16 protein-coding genes are annotated in these 18,338 nt (G+C 53.4%); 8 read left to right on the top strand and 8 right to left on the bottom strand.

Annotated features, from left to right (window positions below):
- Positions 1-81: 81 nt before the first annotated feature.
- The 6 genes from Q3A88_RS04670 to Q3A88_RS04645 form a co-directional block, all read right to left on the bottom strand.
- The gene (locus Q3A88_RS04670; RefSeq protein ID WP_211005904.1) at positions 82-711 is read right to left on the bottom strand and encodes a hypothetical protein; all 630 of its coding nucleotides are present in this window, start codon (positions 709-711) and stop codon (positions 82-84) included.
- Positions 708-4,997: an RHS repeat-associated core domain-containing protein gene (locus Q3A88_RS04665; protein WP_317177498.1), complete on the bottom strand. Its 4,290-nt coding sequence runs from the start codon at positions 4,995-4,997 to the stop codon at positions 708-710. Before Q3A88_RS04665 ends, Q3A88_RS04670 begins: the two co-directional genes overlap by 4 nt.
- Positions 4,990-5,433 (bottom strand): DUF1795 domain-containing protein, encoded by a 444-nt coding sequence (locus Q3A88_RS04660; protein WP_116156651.1) that lies wholly within the window; start codon positions 5,431-5,433, stop codon positions 4,990-4,992. The genes Q3A88_RS04665 and Q3A88_RS04660 overlap by 8 nt, the downstream gene beginning before the upstream one ends.
- A gap of 28 nt (positions 5,434-5,461) precedes the next feature.
- Entirely contained in the window at positions 5,462-7,291 is a 1,830-nt protein-coding gene (locus Q3A88_RS04655; protein WP_233961472.1) for a type VI secretion system tip protein VgrG, read from the bottom strand.
- 120 nt (positions 7,292-7,411) lie between these two features.
- Positions 7,412-7,930, bottom strand: coding sequence for an Hcp family type VI secretion system effector (locus Q3A88_RS04650; RefSeq protein WP_039503589.1), 519 nt, complete (start codon positions 7,928-7,930; stop codon positions 7,412-7,414).
- 94 nt (positions 7,931-8,024) lie between these two features.
- Positions 8,025-8,333, bottom strand: coding sequence for a hypothetical protein (locus Q3A88_RS04645; RefSeq protein ID WP_317177497.1), 309 nt, complete (start codon positions 8,331-8,333; stop codon positions 8,025-8,027).
- A gap of 219 nt (positions 8,334-8,552) precedes the next feature.
- Here Q3A88_RS04645 and Q3A88_RS04640 point away from each other — a divergent pair, with 219 nt between their 5' ends.
- Together Q3A88_RS04640 and Q3A88_RS04635 are read left to right on the top strand one after the other, a co-directional pair.
- Positions 8,553-8,801 (top strand): helix-turn-helix domain-containing protein, encoded by a 249-nt coding sequence (locus tag Q3A88_RS04640; RefSeq protein ID WP_040031809.1) that lies wholly within the window; start codon positions 8,553-8,555, stop codon positions 8,799-8,801.
- Between the two features lie 795 nt (positions 8,802-9,596).
- Positions 9,597-10,067 (top strand): hypothetical protein, encoded by a 471-nt coding sequence (locus Q3A88_RS04635; RefSeq protein WP_104210154.1) that lies wholly within the window; start codon positions 9,597-9,599, stop codon positions 10,065-10,067.
- Positions 10,068-10,311: 244 nt separating this feature from the next.
- On the opposite strand, the gene narP is transcribed toward Q3A88_RS04635, so the two are convergent.
- Positions 10,312-10,944, bottom strand: coding sequence for a nitrate/nitrite response regulator protein NarP (gene narP / locus Q3A88_RS04630; protein WP_010307767.1), 633 nt, complete (start codon positions 10,942-10,944; stop codon positions 10,312-10,314).
- An 86-nt stretch (positions 10,945-11,030) separates the two neighbouring features.
- A complete protein-coding gene (gene narQ, locus Q3A88_RS04625) occupies positions 11,031-12,749 on the bottom strand; it encodes a nitrate/nitrite two-component system sensor histidine kinase NarQ (RefSeq protein WP_317177542.1) in 1,719 nt (572 codons plus the stop codon).
- Positions 12,750-12,999: 250 nt separating this feature from the next.
- Here narQ and napF point away from each other — a divergent pair, with 250 nt between their 5' ends.
- From napF to napB, 6 genes are read left to right on the top strand one after another with little or no spacing between them, the layout of a single operon-like run.
- Positions 13,000-13,536 (top strand): ferredoxin-type protein NapF, encoded by a 537-nt coding sequence (napF, locus tag Q3A88_RS04620; protein WP_317177496.1) that lies wholly within the window; start codon positions 13,000-13,002, stop codon positions 13,534-13,536.
- Complete coding sequence (napD, locus tag Q3A88_RS04615) at positions 13,533-13,853, top strand: chaperone NapD (protein WP_180773553.1); 321 nt, start codon at positions 13,533-13,535, stop codon at positions 13,851-13,853. Before napF ends, napD begins: the two co-directional genes overlap by 4 nt.
- The gene (gene napA, locus Q3A88_RS04610) at positions 13,850-16,336 is read left to right on the top strand and encodes a nitrate reductase catalytic subunit NapA (RefSeq protein WP_104210157.1); all 2,487 of its coding nucleotides are present in this window, start codon (positions 13,850-13,852) and stop codon (positions 16,334-16,336) included. The genes napD and napA overlap by 4 nt, the downstream gene beginning before the upstream one ends.
- Before the next feature lie 5 nt (positions 16,337-16,341).
- The gene (gene napG / locus Q3A88_RS04605; protein ID WP_317177495.1) at positions 16,342-17,034 is read left to right on the top strand and encodes a ferredoxin-type protein NapG; all 693 of its coding nucleotides are present in this window, start codon (positions 16,342-16,344) and stop codon (positions 17,032-17,034) included.
- Positions 17,021-17,884 (top strand): quinol dehydrogenase ferredoxin subunit NapH, encoded by an 864-nt coding sequence (gene napH / locus Q3A88_RS04600; protein ID WP_010276509.1) that lies wholly within the window; start codon positions 17,021-17,023, stop codon positions 17,882-17,884. Before napG ends, napH begins: the two co-directional genes overlap by 14 nt.
- Positions 17,881-18,333, top strand: coding sequence for a nitrate reductase cytochrome c-type subunit (gene napB, locus Q3A88_RS04595; protein WP_039289043.1), 453 nt, complete (start codon positions 17,881-17,883; stop codon positions 18,331-18,333). Before napH ends, napB begins: the two co-directional genes overlap by 4 nt.
- Positions 18,334-18,338: the final 5 nt, after the last annotated feature.

Genomic DNA, 18,338 nt, shown 5'->3' with positions numbered 1-18,338 from the left:
TCCTTTATTAATTATAATTTCATGAGCAGCTTCAAGTTTATCAGCAACAAATTTAGCGTTAGCGATTGAGTACGTTCTCCATCAAGATAAATCCAAATCGTCCCATGCTGAATATTTATAATTATCATCTAATGGTTTAAAGCCCACCCCCTCCAAACCAAGTCTCTCACACTCTTCCTTAAACACCGCCGAACAAACTGGTAACATCAACTCATTACAAAAAAATAGATTTTCACTTACACTATCTTTCACCTTGAATAGCTCTATCGAGTCATAAAAAAACCTCTCATCTTCCCCCGAAACGTTAAAATTTTCATTTTTCAAATCAGTCGATTTAGAATATATAGATCTTTCTTCATCCAAGATAGAAAGATAGCTTTTCAAAAAAAACAAAAAATATTTCTTATTGGGAGTTCGCCCTCTATAAAGCTCAACCTCCACAGGGATACGAATGAATTTAACATTTAACTTATCGCATAAAACACACATATCCATTGAAGCCAAATCATCTTCAATAAAATAATCACCACTCAAATTACTCGTTTTGGCTTTAAGGCTATAATGGCTAGAGAATTTATCTCCACATGGTGGAAAATCATAAAAACTATAGTCCGGCAAATCAGGAATCCAGTCTTTATCGAAAAAATGTGGAACACCTTTTCCATCAGGAACAAACTCAACAATGAAAAAACAATTCTGATTAGGACTCATAATAACCTTCCCGTAACAGGATCAACTTTAAATATATTTTTATCCAAACCAGCTCTAGCCCAGTCTTGAATCTCTTTTACTTTTAGAGCCAAACTGGTATCGCTCAACCGACCAGCCTGCTTGGAAAGAGCCGAGAGCTTCGCTCTTATTTCTGCCGTATACTGACTATGGCTAGACCAATGGCCCGGCAAACCTAATTTACTAGACAAATCTTGCGAGCCTGGCAAAAATGTACCATTTGATGCACCATCTCCATCCCAGCCTATCTTTTTAAGGCGATTAAAAATATTCTCTTTAAGCTTAGGGTCTTTCATCAACTCTTCAGGTATGAGATGGTGATTAGCCATACCATCCCCAGTTCTAGCCCCCATATTTCGACCAAGAACACAGCTACTTAGTCCGAAAGGATCAATCCACCCAATAGGGTTATGAGTATACCCATAGTTATTTTCCCCACCCAAAATACTGATCGGGTCAGGCGAGATATAACAGCCACCACTTGGTTCATAATAACGAAATCTGTTATAGCACAAGCCACTTTCCGCGTCACGGTATTGACCGGCAAACGCCAGTTCCGGATCGAGATTTTCAGTATTATCTGTATAACGCTGGCCCCATAAATTGGTGCGTGGAGCCTGCCAGCGAAGTTCTCCTTGTGGAGTGAATGCGGCCTGCGGTTCGCCGTTATGGCCGCTGGTGACAAAGTCCGTTTCCCAACTACCGTCTGTATTTTGGCGTTGCTGAACCAGCAGTTCCCAGCCGTTATGCACCCAGTGGCGACGGCTGATAAGCTGGTCGTCACGATGGTGGCGCACTTCGGCAATCTGGTCACCGTCCCACAGGTAGCGGAGTTCGTCCTGCGTTTGCTCACAGCGCTTGCCAATGCGTCGTCCGAACGGGTCGTAACGGTAGGACCAGCGCTCTCCTGTCGGCGTGTCTACGACTCTAAGCTGGTTACGGCTGTCCCAGCGGTAGTGCCACACCTGCGGCCGATAGCCCGGCTGTACCACCTGTTTGCGTATCAGCCGCCCGGCTTTGTCGTACTGGTAGTGAGTGTTGTCCTGCTGGGTCAGACGTCCGGCCTGCCATTCGGTCAGTCTTGTCGTATCCTGCGGCAGGCCGTTGCGGGTGTAGCGGTATTGCTCCTCGGTGTTGACGCTGCGCCCTGCGCCACCGCTCAGTACCGACAGTACCCGTCCGCTGGCATCGAGTCGGTAACCTGCCGCCTCACGGTTGCGACGGGTGCCGGTCAGGTTGCCTGCACCATCATAGAGGTATTCACGGGTCTGCACTGGCTGCAGGCGACCGTCCACCGCCTGGCCGCTCATTTCCCGCGTCAGCCAGCCCATAGCATCGTATTCACGGTGCTGAGTAAAGCCACTATTGCTCTGGCGGATAGATTCACGACCAGCGGCATCATGAACCAGCGTCAGCTCCGCACCGTCCGGTAACATGACCTGGCGCAGTTCACCCGTTGCACGGTGATGGAAGGTACTGGTGAGCGCCGCGCTGTCTTCTTCACCTTCCCATGTCAGTGTCCGAGTCACCGTGCGTACAGTATCGTCAAACAGTCGGGTGATAAGTGTGCCGTTCAGCCACTCTCGCACTACTCGATCACGGAGGTCATATTCCAACTGGATATGGCTGGTAGCAGACGTCACGTCGATAAGCCTGCCTGCCGCATCGTAGCAGTAGTGCAGCATATCGTCTGGTGCCGTTTCTTTTATCAGTAATCCACGCCCATCGTGCAGGAAGTGACGGGTTTCCCCTTCGCCGTTACGAACGGTGATGCAGTGACCGTCTTCGTCATAGCCGTAGTGGGTCTCCGTACCCGCCATGTCCCGTTCGCGGATAACCCGCGCATCGGCATCCAGCCACCACTGCCACTGGTTACCGTCCGGTGCCGTGACGCACACCAACTGCTGGCTTTCCTTGTCGTACTCGTACTGCCAGGTGCGACCTGCTGCGTCAGTACGTGACGTTAATAAATCAAACGCGCCGTAGGTTTGTCGCCACACCGCGCCGTTGCCGTCGGTATAGTTCAGCAGGTTGTTGTGTTTGTCGTACTGGCGCTGCTCTTGCTTGTCGTCCGGGCGCAGCAGTTGCTCCGGTAGTTTCCAGCTTGCACGGCGATAGCCCAGCCGATAGGTTGAGCCATCCGGGCGCGTCCAGGTGGTCAGCCTGTCCTGCTGGTCGTAACGTAGTTGCTGGGTACGGGACTCCGCATCCGTGGCGCTCAGCAGGCGCTGACGGTGGTCGTAAAACAGGCTGGCCTGTACCTGACCGTTCGGGTCGCTGACTTCGGTCAGCAGGCCGTAGCGGTTCCACGCAAAGCGCACCTCGCTGTTGTCCGGTCCGGTCAGACTCTGCGGGTTGCCCTTGCTGTCGTAGAGCCATGCCCAGTTGCGCCCGAGTGGGTCAGTAATACCGATAAGCCGCTCATGGTCGTCGTAGGTGTACTGCCATTGGTGGCCGCTGCCGTCGGTGAAGGTGCTGACCAGCCCGGTATCATCCAGATAGGCAAATTCCACCACCCGGCCCGCCGGGGTGATTTCCCGCAGCAGGTTGCCCGCATCGTCATACTCATAACGGGTAACGTGCCCGAGCGGGGATTTTTCCCACGCCATCAGGTACAGGTCATTGAAGCCATATTCACTGCGTTGGCCTAATCCGTCAGTCATCACCACACGGTCTGCCAGGTACTCAAACTTCGCCGTCAGGTAGCCGTCGGCACAGGTGGTGTAGACGCACCGGCCCTGAAGGTCATACTCATAACGCGCCCAGGTCTTGTCGTTGTCGTGCCAGCGAGTCAGACGATGATGGTTGTCATACTCGTAAAACAGGTGATAGGCATGGGCGGCATCCGCCTCGACCAGTCGGCCCTGTGCATCCTGCCGGTACTCGGCCAGCACGGTTTTCTGGCCGCCATCGATACGCTGTATCTGACGCAGAAACTCACTCTGCCACACCAGCAACAGCTCGATGCCGTCGCTGTGCCGTATCTTGCGCAGATAGCCTTTGGGGTCGCGGAGAAAGTCGATTCGGTTCTGGTGGTTGTCGGTAATAGCCGACAACAGCAACTGTTCACCCTGTTTGACGGTAAAGGCACGCCAGGTCTGGCTGTCACGGTGCCACAGGTGAAAGCCGTTATGCCGCCGCAGCAGTTTGAATTCGGGGTATTCGGCGCAGTACACCACGGTGGCACCGAGCCCGAAGGTGAAATCAATGTCATAGCCCTGTGCCAGCGTAATAGTGACATGGGTGTCACCCTCATCCTGGCTGACGGTAGCGACTTCGCTCCAGCTATCCTGCCAGCCACGGCCTACTAATCCGGCATGTGAAGAGGCGGTACGGTAAGTGCGTTCAAACACCAGCGGGATGGTCTGTCCCAGCGCCAGGTCGATACGATTTTCAATCACTTCACCGCTGGCGATATACACCGGGTCTTTCTTGAAAGCTTTAGCCGCTTGTGTCACCCGCGCCCGGCCCTTGTTCGCCTTAAATGCACGAGTGGCACAGCGTGTCTTTTGCCTGAGGCGCTTACCCGCCCAGAGTGCCCCAGCGCCCAGCCCTTTCATCACCGCTTTGGGGCCGCGAAAGAATAGCTTCCCCAACCCGCGAAACAGGCCACGGGTCGGCGGCACCAGAAACTCCACCGCAATCAGCAGCGCTTTCTGCCAGCCGCTGAACTCGTCCTGTATCTCCAGTACGGTAGCCTGACCGGAGCCAAAGAACACCGTTGATGCCCCGTCCTTGATGGTGGCACCGCACACGGTTTTATCGCCAATCCGCGCCGCCGGATGACCGTTCACGAAGACGGTTTCGCTGCCCTGCGCAATCAGTTGCGGTCCGTTGTGTTTGGTGCAGAGAACGACATCAACTTCCGCACGGGAAACCGGATGCCCTTCCACCGACACATTCGGTGAGCCACTGTCCACGCTCCCCGCCGGCGGTGAGGCACTGTCCACCATGGCGGATACCCGACCACTGACCGCCGATATCAGGCTTCCCGCCCCCAGCACCGCCAGCCCACCGACCACGGCAATCGCCAGTCCACCGGTGACGCCCACCAGGGCAACGGCCACTGCCGCGACCGCTGCTGCTACCAGAGCCCCAGCCACGGCACCGAGCAGCGCCCCCAGAAAGCTGCTGTGTTTGATAGGCTTGCCCGGCGAGGTCGGCGGCGAGCCGCTACCGGGTGCCGGTAAGTCGGGTGGCAGCGTGGGCCGATTGCCCGCGTGCATAGCGCCGACACGCGCAATACGGGCCAGAATGTCATCACGCATCGCTGCCTGCCTTACCCTCCGGTGTGACAGGTTCAGCAGATTCAAAGGTCTCAATCACAGCCAGCAGTTCAGCTTTACGTGCATCGCTTAATACATCAGCGGCAGTGATGGTAAAGGTCAGCAGCAGGTTGCCACGTACCTGCATCACCACCACCTGATGCATCTGGCCTTCCGGTGACTGCCAGGTGTACTCCAGCGCCGGGGCGGGCGCGCCCGACAGTGTCAGCTCCCAGGATTGCACTTCCTTATAACCATTGAGATGGGTAGAGAACTGCTCCAGCGTTTTCTGATACACCCCGTCTGGCGTCTGACTGGGTTCGGTCGGGGTGCGGTTAACCACCAGGTTAGTGGTTTCATCCGGCAAGACAAAAACGTGCAGGGATTCATCACGCCACTGCGCCGGAATGGCGAGCGTGCCTTCGTTCATCTGATACATGTTCACGTGTCCTTGTTGTTCTAGTTATTCAGTTCAGGTCGATTTGCTGGCCGTTGATGACAATGTGGGTGCCCTTGATGTTGATGACCCCGTCCGCGCCGATACCAATAAACCCCTTGTCCGTGGCTATCAGGATGTCCCCCTTCTGCGACTGGATGGCGATATTGTTTTTCACCTGCAGGCTGTCGTTGTCATCCACGACTGTGTTGCGGTTTTTGGTGACGGCGAGAGTCTGCTGCCCCTGGATTTCAGTGGACTGGTCTTTCACTACCGATACCGCCTGATTGCCCCCGACGCTTTCAGTGTGGTCAGCGGTCACGCTGGTTGTGCGGTTATTCAGCACCACGGTGTTCATGTCTTTCTGAGCATGGATAAACACCTCTTCCTGACCGGCCTGATCCTCAAAGCGCAGTTCGTTGAACCCCGCGCCTTTGTGGGTTGATGTGCGGATTGAGGTGCGCGTCTTGTTGGCGGGCAGCGGATACGGTGCTGGATTGGTGGCATGAAAGGTTCTGCCGGTCACAATCGGCTGGTCTGGGTCACCTTCGAGGAAACTGACGATGACCTCATGGCCGATGCGCGGGATGGCTATCAGGCCATACTGACCGCCCGCCCAGCCCTGGCTGACCCGTACCCAGCAGGAGCTCTGGTCATCGCTGGAGCCGTAGCGATCCCACGGGAATTGCAGTTTTACCCGGCCATACTGGTCGCAGTAAATCTCTTCACCCGCCGGGCCGACGACGGTGGCGATTTGCGGGCCGTCCACCATCGGTTTGTAGGGCAGGTCAGCACGCCAGGTGCTTTTGGCACTGATGACCTCAAAGCTGTTGCTGTAGGTGGTCGGTTCGCCGCCGCTTTCTTCTTCCAGCGCCTGCGGCTGCTGCCCGCTGTGGGTAATGGCCACCAGTTGCCAGCCGGTATTGAGTGCCGGGTTGGGGTGTTCGGTTAAAGCAAAACTGCTGCCGGGCATCAGTTCAGCGGCATTGGATTCACCGGAACCGGTCATGGCACCCGCCCGCAGTGCGTCCAGTCGGTAGCCGGTAAAGGCCTTGCCGCTCGGGTCTTGTTTAAAGCGCCCGGGGTAATCATAGTGCTGATAACTTTCGCGCTGGTGCGCCAGCTCGCCACTCATCTTGCTGTGCAGCAGGCCATACGCCGGGGTTTTGAAGCTGTAATCCTTGAGCGCGACTTCGGCGGTGCTGACGGCTTCGGCGTAGCGGAAACGTCTGACATACTCGCCTTCACTCAGCCCCTGCGTGGCGAGGTTGAAGAACAGCTCCGGGCCTTTGCTAAGCGCTCCGGCATCATCGGCAAAGACGACGCGGTGCTTGCCTTCTTCAAACTCATGGAAGAAGTACATCCCTTCTTCCGCTGCCAGACGGGTGACAAACGCCAAATCACTTTCACGGTACTGTACGCAGTATTCGCGCGGGGCGTGCTCGTGACGCAGCGCAAAGGCATAATCGGTAATACCAGACTCTTCCAGCAACGTACCGATAATGACCTCCGGCTTTTGCGCCTGAAAGATACGGGCATTGGTACGCAGCCCCAATCGCCACAGTGCCGGGCGAACCTCTGCCTGATAGCGGGTTCGGCGAAAACCGGTGTCGCCCTGTGCGAAGGCACTGACAATGCCGCTGACACGGCGCTTGAGTTCGCCTTCGTACCACACCAGCAGTTCGCAAGGCTGGTCAAGTACCGTACCAAAATCGATCCCCGGTAATGCACTCGCCAGATTCAGCGACAGGGCAAACGGCTGGTTAAGTGCCTCGCTGAGTTGAAAATCCACCACGGCAAAGGTCGAGGTGGGCAATGCACCGACCTTTACCGTGAACTGTAATCCTGTACTGTTTGCCACGTTTATTCCCTCGTTTCCCGTGATGAAAACCGTGTTGTCTGCACTCAGGTCTGGGAGAATCAGACCTCAGGACAGTACACGCAGAAAACCCGGGACAAGCCCGGGTTGAATACAACAGAATTACGCTTCGACAGGTGCACGCCAGTCATCAGAGCCAGAGGTACCGGCAACGGTGTGTTCCCAGTCGATTTTGCGGTAAGCCAGCGACACTTCGATTAACTGGGTGTAGTCCAGTTTGGACGGGTCCTGGCAGTGTGGCATTTTGCAGTCGATATCTACGATGGTGGCATCGGTCAGCACGGTAGAGAAGAAGTGCTCCTGCTTACCTTCTACAGACGTGCGATACCACTTCAGCGTTACGCTCGGCAGCATTTCGCCAGACGCCAGGGCGTTGTACATCAGCGGAACCGCTTTGTTCAGCGCGACGGTGAATTTGAACGGTTTGTGGACACGCTGACCAGACGGCTGACCAGACTGTGGGTCGGTCGGTACGGTGACCACGTGCTTGAATTCCTGTACCAGCATTTCATCTTCGTGGCCTTCCACATAGATGTTGCCGACAGAATCGGACGTGAAAGCACCTGCGGTGATATTGCCCTGCGTTTTACCTTCGATGCTGATATAGCATGGAGTTGGCATAGTCTTGCTCCTTGTTGTTGAACGTGATGAGTAACTTCACGTCCCGTATAGCAATCCGTATGCCAATTTTTATCTAATTGTTTTTACTAAATAATCACTTAATCCAAATTTTCCCTAAGTCAAATTTGAGCAAGAAGTTGCGCAGACCTCGTGAAAAAACGGCATCCATTGCGCAAAAAGTGATTTCCACCAGAAAGTGAGCAAGAAGTTGCGCAGAATGCGCAGTTATGCTGAAAGTTTGAGTTAGTAATATGAGATGCCCATCTCTTTGAAGAAAATGATCGATTAATTTCTGTCTATCGACTTTATCAGGGCATTTATTGTCTGCGTCCTCATTGAAACTTGCAGATACAGAACCAGCCAATTCATCCACTATTTGATTTGAGAATGCTGCAAATTTCACTTATCTTAGTTATGCCTTTGGCAAAATCCATTGGCGGGGATTTGCAGCCCCAAACCATGTTTCCCATCAGCGTTCACGCGCTGGTGTGCTTGAGTTCGTCTGTTATGGCGGTTCAGGCAGGGGAGGATTCGTCCTCGCCGGAACTTGGAAACATGGCCGGTACTGCAAACCCTGTCTGAATCGCCACCAGCAGTAAGACTCAGGGTTAATTCTATGACGATGAATAAGCAGGACTGGCACAACGCCGATATCATTGCAGGCCTTCGTAAAAAACACACCACACTGGCTGCTCTATCCCGACAAGCAGGACTCAGTTCTTCTACTCTCGCTAACGCACTAACGCGACCCTGGCCAAAAGGTGAACAACTGATAGCAAATGCACTCGGTGTGGAACCTGCTGAGATCTGGCCCAGCCGGTATTTCGATGACGATGGCAATAAACTGGAAAGAAAGACCAGAAATCGTTAATTCATGATGCTATTGATAAAAATTTGCTGACGAACCAAAAATTATCCGCTTCGCTAGGGAAGCGGATAAAAAGCATAAATCTGCACACTATCAAGCAATATGCACTGGAAGTATCTGGCGCTATGTCATAGCCCCAGCCAAAACAATTGTTTCTACTACTACCATGATGCTTGAGAGCATCGTTCTGCATAGAACAACCTCTGAGTTGCTCTACCATCAACTTCCTGATGTACATATTCTCAACTAACTCAGTTATTCCCCTTCACTTTGACAACCATTGCCCTCTGTACTGGCAGGAGAATCTGAACGCACGACCTTACCAGAACCGTTGTTCTAGAAGCACTGACTGAAAACCTTGCCGTAGCTTTAAAATAAGGCCATAATCAAGTCCACTAGTTATGCTAGTGGTGAAATAAAACTTGTTAAATCAAAGATTCAGATACTGGATTCTAATCCACTCGGTCGTACCAATTCATGTTCTGTAAACATTATTCTACGCCCGTAGGTTAATGAATGTGAGTTGAAATTCTCCCTACTCGTATCTTGTTAATTTCATCGAAAAAATAAATTCAGAATTTATCTTTTTATTCATGATAAAAATTGAAATTGCACTACTGAACTAGTTAAAATCACTAAAAAATTAGTCTGGATAAAAATTTTCAGCGATGATATTTTCACTGATGTGACGATATAGAATCCCCAGGATAGTTCGAGCTAGATATAAAGGCTAATAGATAAATCTCCGCTATACCTTGAGTCGCTACTTTACTGAAATTATATTAATTAGGATACTCGATGATTAAAAACTTGGTAGATATTGTAAATTTAATTTTAAATTTACAAAAATCCTTCAAAAAAACAAATGAAGAAAAATTCAACGCAAGCATAATTGAACTGTATAACGCGCTAAAGAAATGCAATTCTGCATTCGCTGCTCTTGATAATGATCACACATCAAATGAAAAAAAATTTGCACATAAAGAATCATTGAAAAACTTAGTTGGTGCATTTTCTAAATTTTATGATTACTTTAAAATAAATGATAACATTGAAATGATTAGCGATATTGGCAGTTATATAGGTCTAGAAAGCCTTAGTGCTTCTAGTTATTATGAAAATCCAGCCAAATTAGATCCACATGTTATTGAAGACATTATAAAAAACACTGGTAATGGTAGCTTTGAGAAGGCAATTGAAACGCTACGTATTTTTTTAAAAGAAAATATAAAAAACAATCATGACTTATTTTCCATCCTAAACGATTAGCACTCCGCCTAGGGTTAAAATATTGTTATATCACGTCATTTTATGGTTCTGATAAGCTCCCCCCCAATGAAAGAAAAATTGATTATGAACACAATTAAATAATAGGATCATGACGCAAATGCAATATCGGCAGACAACTTCGATAGTGACTGTCATAAAGTGTTTCCTTAAGAGAGAATACCTTATCAAAATAACGCTTTTAAGTCATCACTAATAATAGATAGCAGGCAACAACACCGCGGCCCTACTGGCCGCGCGTTTCCAGATACAGCACCGTGGCGGCGACGCGGGAGCGTACGTTGAGTTTGCGCAGCATGTTACGGATATGCACTTTTACCGTCTCTTCTGAGATATACAGTACACTCGCGATTTGCTTGTTGGATAGCCCAGAGGCCACTTCCTGCAACACATCCAGTTCACGCTCCGTCAATACGGTAAAGGGCGACGGCGTATCCTGTATAGCGATACGGTGGCGCAGCACGTCCCGCACCTGTTCGCTGAAAGCATCACCGTTACGAATAGCATCCAGCAAATGTTCCGGGGCGCTGTCTTTAAGCAGATAACCATCGGCACCCGCATCCATCAGCGCATAAATATCGCTGGGCGCATCGGAGACCGTCAGCACAATGACGCGGGCGCAGATCCCATCGCGCCGCAGCGCGTGAAGCGTATCCAACCCGCTCAATCCTTTCATGTTGAGATCGAGCAAGATGATATCGGGCGAATCCCGATTCGCGAGGCTCAGCGCCTCCATGCCATTACTGGCTTCCCCGATCACATCAAAAATGGCATCGGTTGCCAGTAGCTGACGGATTCCCCGGCGCATAAGCGGATGATCGTCGACGATCAACACACGATAAGATGGTTTTTCTGACATGCCCAGCCCCAATGTAATATGGATCTTATTATTTTTATTTAGAATATATCCCCGTCATACTGCAAGCGGTCTGCTTCCCACTCAACTTATTCCGGGTAGAGATTGTTCGTTTTATCGCGTTCACGCGCGGTCGTCGGCGTCGAAAAACAGACGCTAACCTGCGTCCCCCCTTCGGGATGAAGGCCGATAGATAACTTTCCGCCTAACCGTTCGGCGCGTTCCTGCATAATATTTAAGCCGTAATGTCCCGCAGGTTCCTCCTGATTGATAATGCCGCAGCCGTCATCACGAATATCAACACAGTGACGACCATCGGGCTGCGTACGGCAGTTGACGGTAATCACCGTCGCCTGCGCATGTTTAATGGCGTTCAGCACCGCTTCACGGATGATTTGCAGCAGGTGAACCTGCTGTGATGCATCCAACGCCTGCGTAGGGATCCGGCAGTCAATTGTAATGGTCGCCGGGGTCTGCGCACGCAGTGGCTCAATCATTTCCTGCATCGCCGCCGGCAAATCGGCCTGTTGCAGCGTCAGTCGGAATGTGCCCAGCAGTTCACGCAGCTGACGATACGCATCGCTGAGCGCCTGCTCGAAATCGGTGATGATCTGCCGGGCCTGCGCATTTTCTTCCGCTACCGCACGCTTTAATAACGTCATCTGGATATTCAGATAAGAAAGCACCTGAGCCAGTGAGTCATGCAGTTCACGCGCGATGGTGGCGCGTTCTTCCATCAGTAACAGCTGCTGATAGTGCTTCTGTGCCTGATTGAAATAGAGGCCGCGACCCAGCATATTCGCGACGCTTTCCATCAGCTGCGCCGACGGCTGCTGCGTTGATGCCTGCCACCGTAATTGCCCAAACTCAACGTCTTGCAAACAGATGGGCAAGGCCTGCCACGCAGTCTGTCCATCTGGCTGGCCTTCACATAACCGCCAGTTCTCCCCGACCCGCATTTCCAGACAGCCGACCGTTTCATAGCGGCGAACAATTTGCAGAATCTGCTGAAAACAATGTCTGTCGATCGTACTGACGTTCATCGCCTGAGAACAGTTGTACAGCACCTTCAGCATGCGGTTCACTTCCTGCAAGCGCAGCGTTTTCTGCCGAACTTTGTCTTCCAGAGAACGATAGAGCTTTTGCAGTTCGTCCGTCATGCTACTGAAGGTTTGCGCCAGTAATCCCAATTCGTTAGGCAGATTGACGTCCAGCCGCGAATGGGTGAAACGCCCCTTCTCAATGGACGCACAGGCCGCCATCAGCTTATTCAACGGCACCACCACCTGGCGGCGAATGCGACGCAGCGTAAAGAAGATCAGTATATAGATAGTGATCGAGCCAATTATTGATGTCACAACGACTATCATCATCTTGCGTTCGGAATAATGCTGCAACGCCAGTACAAAGCGGTCGATCTGCGTGACGTAGCCGATAATATTGTCCTGATACCACACGCGATCCCCCGCGTTCAGACGCTCATCCATTGTTTTCCAGCTCTGCAATAGCGCCGCATAACGATCGCGCACATCGCGCGGCACATACCAGCGATCCAGCAGGTGAAAAACCGGGGAATCCAACGTTTGCGCATAGAGGCGGCGATGCGATGCTAATTCTGCACGATCGCTCTGTAGGTCATACCCCATGCGATAACTTTGCATACGCATGGAACCGGCAACGTTGATCGCTTCCGCATCGCGTAAACCGCTGGCTAGCGTCAGTAGCGCAATGCCCGTCGTCAGGAATGAAAGCAGCGCGATATAGAAAAACGCGCGCGCCAGGCTGGTAGAAACAGGGCGTTTGACCATCACAACGAATAATCCCCTTTAACGTTATACCTACTCTAAATAAGTAGATCAGCATTTCAGCGTACTATCACGATCCCCGCCCACGCAGGCAAGCCAATGAGACGCGAATCCCACATAAGCTTGATCCGGCACCACCATTTACCTCTAAAGGGTGATTATCGCATACAGCCTAAGAGGAATAGTGTAACCCCTACAAAAACAGCGTGTTTTTTATTGGATATTTCATTGCGTGCCAGAGCGAAAAACTGCCATGACTAACCTTTCTCGGCGTTCCCTACTGACTGGTGGCCTACAGCGGGCAGATAACGCGTTACGTCCGCCGTGGAGCGGTGCAGAAAGCCAGTTCCTGAGCCAGTGCACGCGCTGCAATGTCTGCGTAGATGCCTGCGGATCGGGGATTATCCAGCGCGGTTCGGGCGGTTTTCCCACCATCGACTTTCAGCGCGGCGAATGCACGTTCTGCTACGACTGCGCACGTGCCTGTCCACAAGCGCTGTTCGCGGAGAGCCACACCACGCCGTGGGAATACCACCTGACGATTCAGGATGCCTGTTTATCGCTGCATCAGGTGGAATGCCGCAGCTGTCAGGATGCATGTGAAACAGGCGCGATACGATTCCGGCACGCCATTGGGCACGTTGCCGCCCCGTCAATCGACTACGACGCCTGTACCACCTGTGGCGCATGCATTTCCGGGTGCCCTGTTGGCGCCATGTCGATGAAAAAAATCACCGCGGGATATCACACCGCGCCAGCGCGTCTCCCGACGCAACAGGAAAACCGATGAGCACAGTCTGGCATGTTTGCAGTGTAGTGGTTCACGTCAACACGGCGCAGATGGCAGCCGTTGGCGAGGCGTTAGCGACGCTGCCCGATGTAGAAGTGGGTGCCAGCGATAGCGATACCGGAAAGATGGTCGTGGTGCTGGAGTCAGATTCAGAAGACACGCTGTTAAAACAAATAGCGTCAATACGCGAGCTTACAGGCGTACTGGCGGTTTCGCTGGTTTATCACCAGCTTGATGAACCGTCTTGTGATGAACAATCTTTTGCTTTCGATGAACAACCTCTTGATCAACAAGCTCAGGGTGAGGAAATACCATGAAACTCAGTCGACGACACTTTATGAAGGCGAACGCGGTCGCAGCGGCAGCCGCGGTCGCAGGCATCACCATACCCACCGCGGTTCGTGCCGTGACCGAACAGTCCGATGCTATCCACTGGGATAAAGCGCCTTGCCGCTTTTGTGGCGTAGGGTGCGGTGTGCTGGTGGGAACGCAAAATGGCCGCATCGTCGCCAGTCAGGGCGATCCCGAAGCGCCGGTTAACCGCGGATTAAACTGTATCAAGGGCTATTTCCTGCCAAAAATCATGTACGGGCAGGATCGCGTGACCCAGCCTTTGCTGCGTATGCGTGACGGAAAATTCGATAAAGAAGGCGAATTTACTCCGATCTCCTGGGATCAGGCGTTTGACATCATGGCGGAGAAATTCAAAACCGCCCTGAAGGAAAAAGGCCCGAACGCGATAGGAATGTTTGGCTCTGGACAATCAACCATTTGGGAAGGCTATGCGGCCGCCAAACTGTTCAAAGCAGGTTTCCGTTCCAACAATATTGACCCCAACGCACGCCACTGTATGGCATCAGCGGTCGTCGGCTTTATGCGTACCTTCGGTATGGATGAGCCGATGGGCTGCTACGACGACATCGAGCAGACCGATGCGTTTGTGCTGTGGGGCTCCAACATGGCGGAGATGCACCCGATTCTCTGGTCACGCATCACCGACCGCCGCCTGTCGAACAGCAATGTTACGGTCGCCGTGCTGTCCACTTATCAGCACCGCAGTTTTGAGCTGGCGGATAACGGCATGGTGTTTACGCCACAAACCGATCTGGCCATTCTCAATTACATCGCCAACTACATTATCCAAAACAATGCGGTGAACGAGGCTTTCTTTACCCGCCACGTGAACCTGCGCCGAGGCGTGACCGATATTGGCTACGGACTGCGTCCGACGCACCCGCTGGAAAAAGCGGCGAAAAATCCGGGTTCCGATGCGTCTGAACCGATGAGTTTTGAAGAATACAAAGCCTTTGTCGCCGACTATACGCTGGAAAAAACGGTCGCGATCAGCGGTGTTCCCGCCGATCAGTTGGAAGCGCTGGCAAAACTCTACGCCGATCCGAAGAAGAAAGTGATCTCCTACTGGACGATGGGCTTTAACCAACACACGCGCGGCGTCTGGGCGAACAATCTGGTTTATAACATCCACCTGCTGACGGGCAAGATCTCTCAGCCGGGCTGCGGGCCGTTCTCATTAACCGGTCAACCTTCTGCCTGCGGCACCGCGCGTGAAGTCGGCACTTTCGCCCACCGCCTGCCTGCGGATATGGTGGTAACCAACGAGAAACACCGCGCGATTGCGGAAAAACTGTGGCAGCTACCGACAGGCACAATCCCTGAAAAGATCGGTTTGCACGCCGTCGCACAAGATCGGGCGCTGAAAGACGGCACGCTGAATGCCTATTGGGTGATGTGTAACAACAACATGCAGGCCGGCCCAAACATCAATCAGGAGCGTATGCCGGGCTGGCGCGATCCGCGTAACTTCATCGTCGTTTCTGACCCCTACCCGACGATCAGCGCATTGTCCGCTGACCTGATTTTGCCTACCGCTATGTGGGTGGAAAAAGAAGGTGCCTACGGCAACGCCGAGCGCCGAACGCAGTTTTGGCGTCAGCAGGTTAAAGCACCGGGCGAGTCAAAATCAGATCTGTGGCAGGTGGTGAGCTTTGCCAAGCGCTTCGCCGTAGAGGAAGTATGGCCGGAAGAACTTCTGGCGCAGAAACCCGCCTACCGTGGCAAAACGCTTTACGACGTGCTGTTTGCGAACGATGTCACCACGCGCTTCCCACTCAGTGAATTAGCGGAAAATCAGCTGAACGACGAATCTCGTGACTTCGGTTTTTACCTGCAAAAAGGCCTGTTTGAAGAATACGCCGCGTTTGGCCGTGGGCACGGTCACGACCTGGCACCGTTCGATGACTACCACAAAGTGCGTGGGCTACGCTGGCCGGTGGTTAATGGCAAGGAAACGCAGTGGCGCTACAGCGAAGGGCACGATCCTTACGTCAAAGCGGGAGAAGCCTACCGTTTTTACGGTAAACCGGATGGCAAAGCGGTGATTTTTGCGCTGCCGTACGAGCCTGCCGCCGAAGCACCGGACGAAGAATACGATCTCTGGCTCTCCACCGGTCGTGTTCTGGAGCACTGGCACACCGGCAGCATGACGCGTCGTGTACCGGAACTGCACCGCGCCTTCCCAGAAGCGGTACTGTTTATGCATCCGCAGGATGCCAAAGCGCGCGATCTGCGTCGCGGTGAAAAAGTCCGCATTATCTCGCGCCGTGGTGAAGTCGTCTCGATTGTTGAGACTCGCGGCCGCAATAAGCCACCGCGTGGGCTGGTATATATGCCGTTCTTCGATGCTGCGCAGATGACTAACGTCCTGACGCTGGATGCGACCGATCCGCTGTCGAAAGAAACGGACTTTAAGAAATGTGCCGTCAAGCTGGCTAAGGTGTAACGCGCATGGCACGCCCGGAGAATTCATTCCCCGCTCGCCGTCGCTTTCTGCGTGACGCCGTCCGCGCCGTTGCTGGCTTATCAGCAGCGGTGACGGTTCTCGGCATTCAGCAGCGGCGCGCTCAGGCCGACGAACTCCGGCTGCGGCCACCGGGTGCGCTGTCTGAGGCGGCGTTTTCCGGTGCCTGCATACGCTGTGGCCAATGTGTTCAGGCCTGTCCGTATGACACGCTGAAGCTGGCAACGCTGGTCTCCGGTTCCGCAGCCGGTAGCCCTTACTTTGTCGCGCGCGATATCCCGTGCGAGATGTGTGAGGACATTCCCTGCGTGGTCGCCTGCCCCAGCGGAGCGTTACAGCCGTTGGACGCTATTGATGACGCCCGCATGGGATTAGCGGTGCTGCTCGATCAGGAAAACTGCCTGAACTATCAGGGGCTGCGTTGCGATGTCTGCTATCGCGTCTGTCCTCTCATCGATAGCGCCATCACGCTGGAGCCAGAGCGCAATACCCGCACCGGAAAACATGCCCGTTTTCTGCCGACGGTGCATAGCGATGTCTGTACTGGCTGCGGCAAATGTGAAAAAGCCTGCGTGCTGGAACAGCCAGCGATCAAGGTCTTACCGCGCGCGCTGGCAAAAGGCGAACTCGGACATCACTACCGTTTCAGTTGGCTGGAGGCACGCGATGGCAAATCGTAAGCAGGACGCCGGACGAGAAGCCCGGGCGAAAAAAGGCTGGTGGCGCAGTCACCGCTGGCTGGTCTTACGCCGCCTGACCCAGTCTCTGGTGCTGCTCATGTTCCTCAGCGGTCCGCTCTTCGGATTTTGGATCCTGCACGGTAACTACAGCGCCAGCCGCTTGCTCGACACCGTGCCGCTCAGCGATCCGCTGATGGTGCTGCAAAGTCTGGCTAGCGGTCATCTGCCCGCCACGCTCGCGCTGGTCGGTGCGCTGATTATCGCACTGAGCTATGCACTGGCAGGCAAGCGCTTGTTCTGTAGCTGGGTCTGCCCGGTTAATCCTCTCACCGATTTAGCTGCCTGGCTACGTCGTCGTTTCGGCATCACTGCCTCGGCGACGATCCCCCGCAATCTGCGCTATCTGCTGCTGATCCTCATTCTGGCAGGAAGTGCGCTGACGGGCGGGCTGTTGTGGGAATGGGTCAACCCGGTTTCACTGATGGGTCGCGGGCTGATTTTCGGGTTTGGTGCAGGTATCTGGCTGCTGCTGGCGCTATTTCTGTTTGATTTGTGGGTCGTGGAACACGGCTGGTGCGGACACCTTTGTCCAACCGGCGCGCTGTATGGTGCGCTTGGCGGTAAAGGCGCGCTGGCTGTGGATGCCACTGAGCGTGAACGCTGTACGCGTTGTATGGACTGCTTTCATGTCTGTCCAGAGCCACAGGTGCTGCGCGCCCCCTTGCTTGATAAACACAGTCCGGCACAGGTTACTGACCGAGACTGCATAACATGCGGACGCTGTATTGATGTCTGCGCTGAAGACGTTTTTAAAATAACCCTTAGATGGAAATCGGGAGCAAAGTCATGAAAAGCCTGAGAATGGGATGGTTTCGCTGGATCACCGCCCTGGCGATAATGGGCAGTACAATAGTAGGTAGTGCAATCGCTACTGCACAGGTCGATTTAAGCCAATCGCCAGAAGTCGCCGCGACACAGCCGGGAAATAGCCGGATGCCGAAGCAGCAGGAGCGTATGGCGCTCAACTATGTCAACCAGCCACCGATGATCCCGCATAGCGTGGATGGCTATCAGGTCACCCCGACCTTTAACCGTTGCCTACAGTGTCACGGCGTCGAGAGCTATCGTTCCACCAGCGCCCCGCGCGTCAGCCCGACCCATTTTGTCGACAGAGACGGCAAGGTGCTGAGCAATGTCGCCCCTGCGCGCCATTTCTGTCTGCAGTGCCACGTGCCGCAGGCGGACAGCTCGCCGATTACCGGCAACACGTTCGCCCCTTCTAAAGGCTTTGGACAGTGAGGTTT

Origin of the sequence: Pectobacterium sp. HCp5_1 (genome assembly GCF_032905925.1) — a bacterium.
GTDB classification, from domain to species: Bacteria; Pseudomonadota; Gammaproteobacteria; order Enterobacterales; family Enterobacteriaceae; genus Pectobacterium; species Pectobacterium brasiliense_A.
This window is presented reverse-complemented; position numbering and strand designations above follow the sequence as displayed.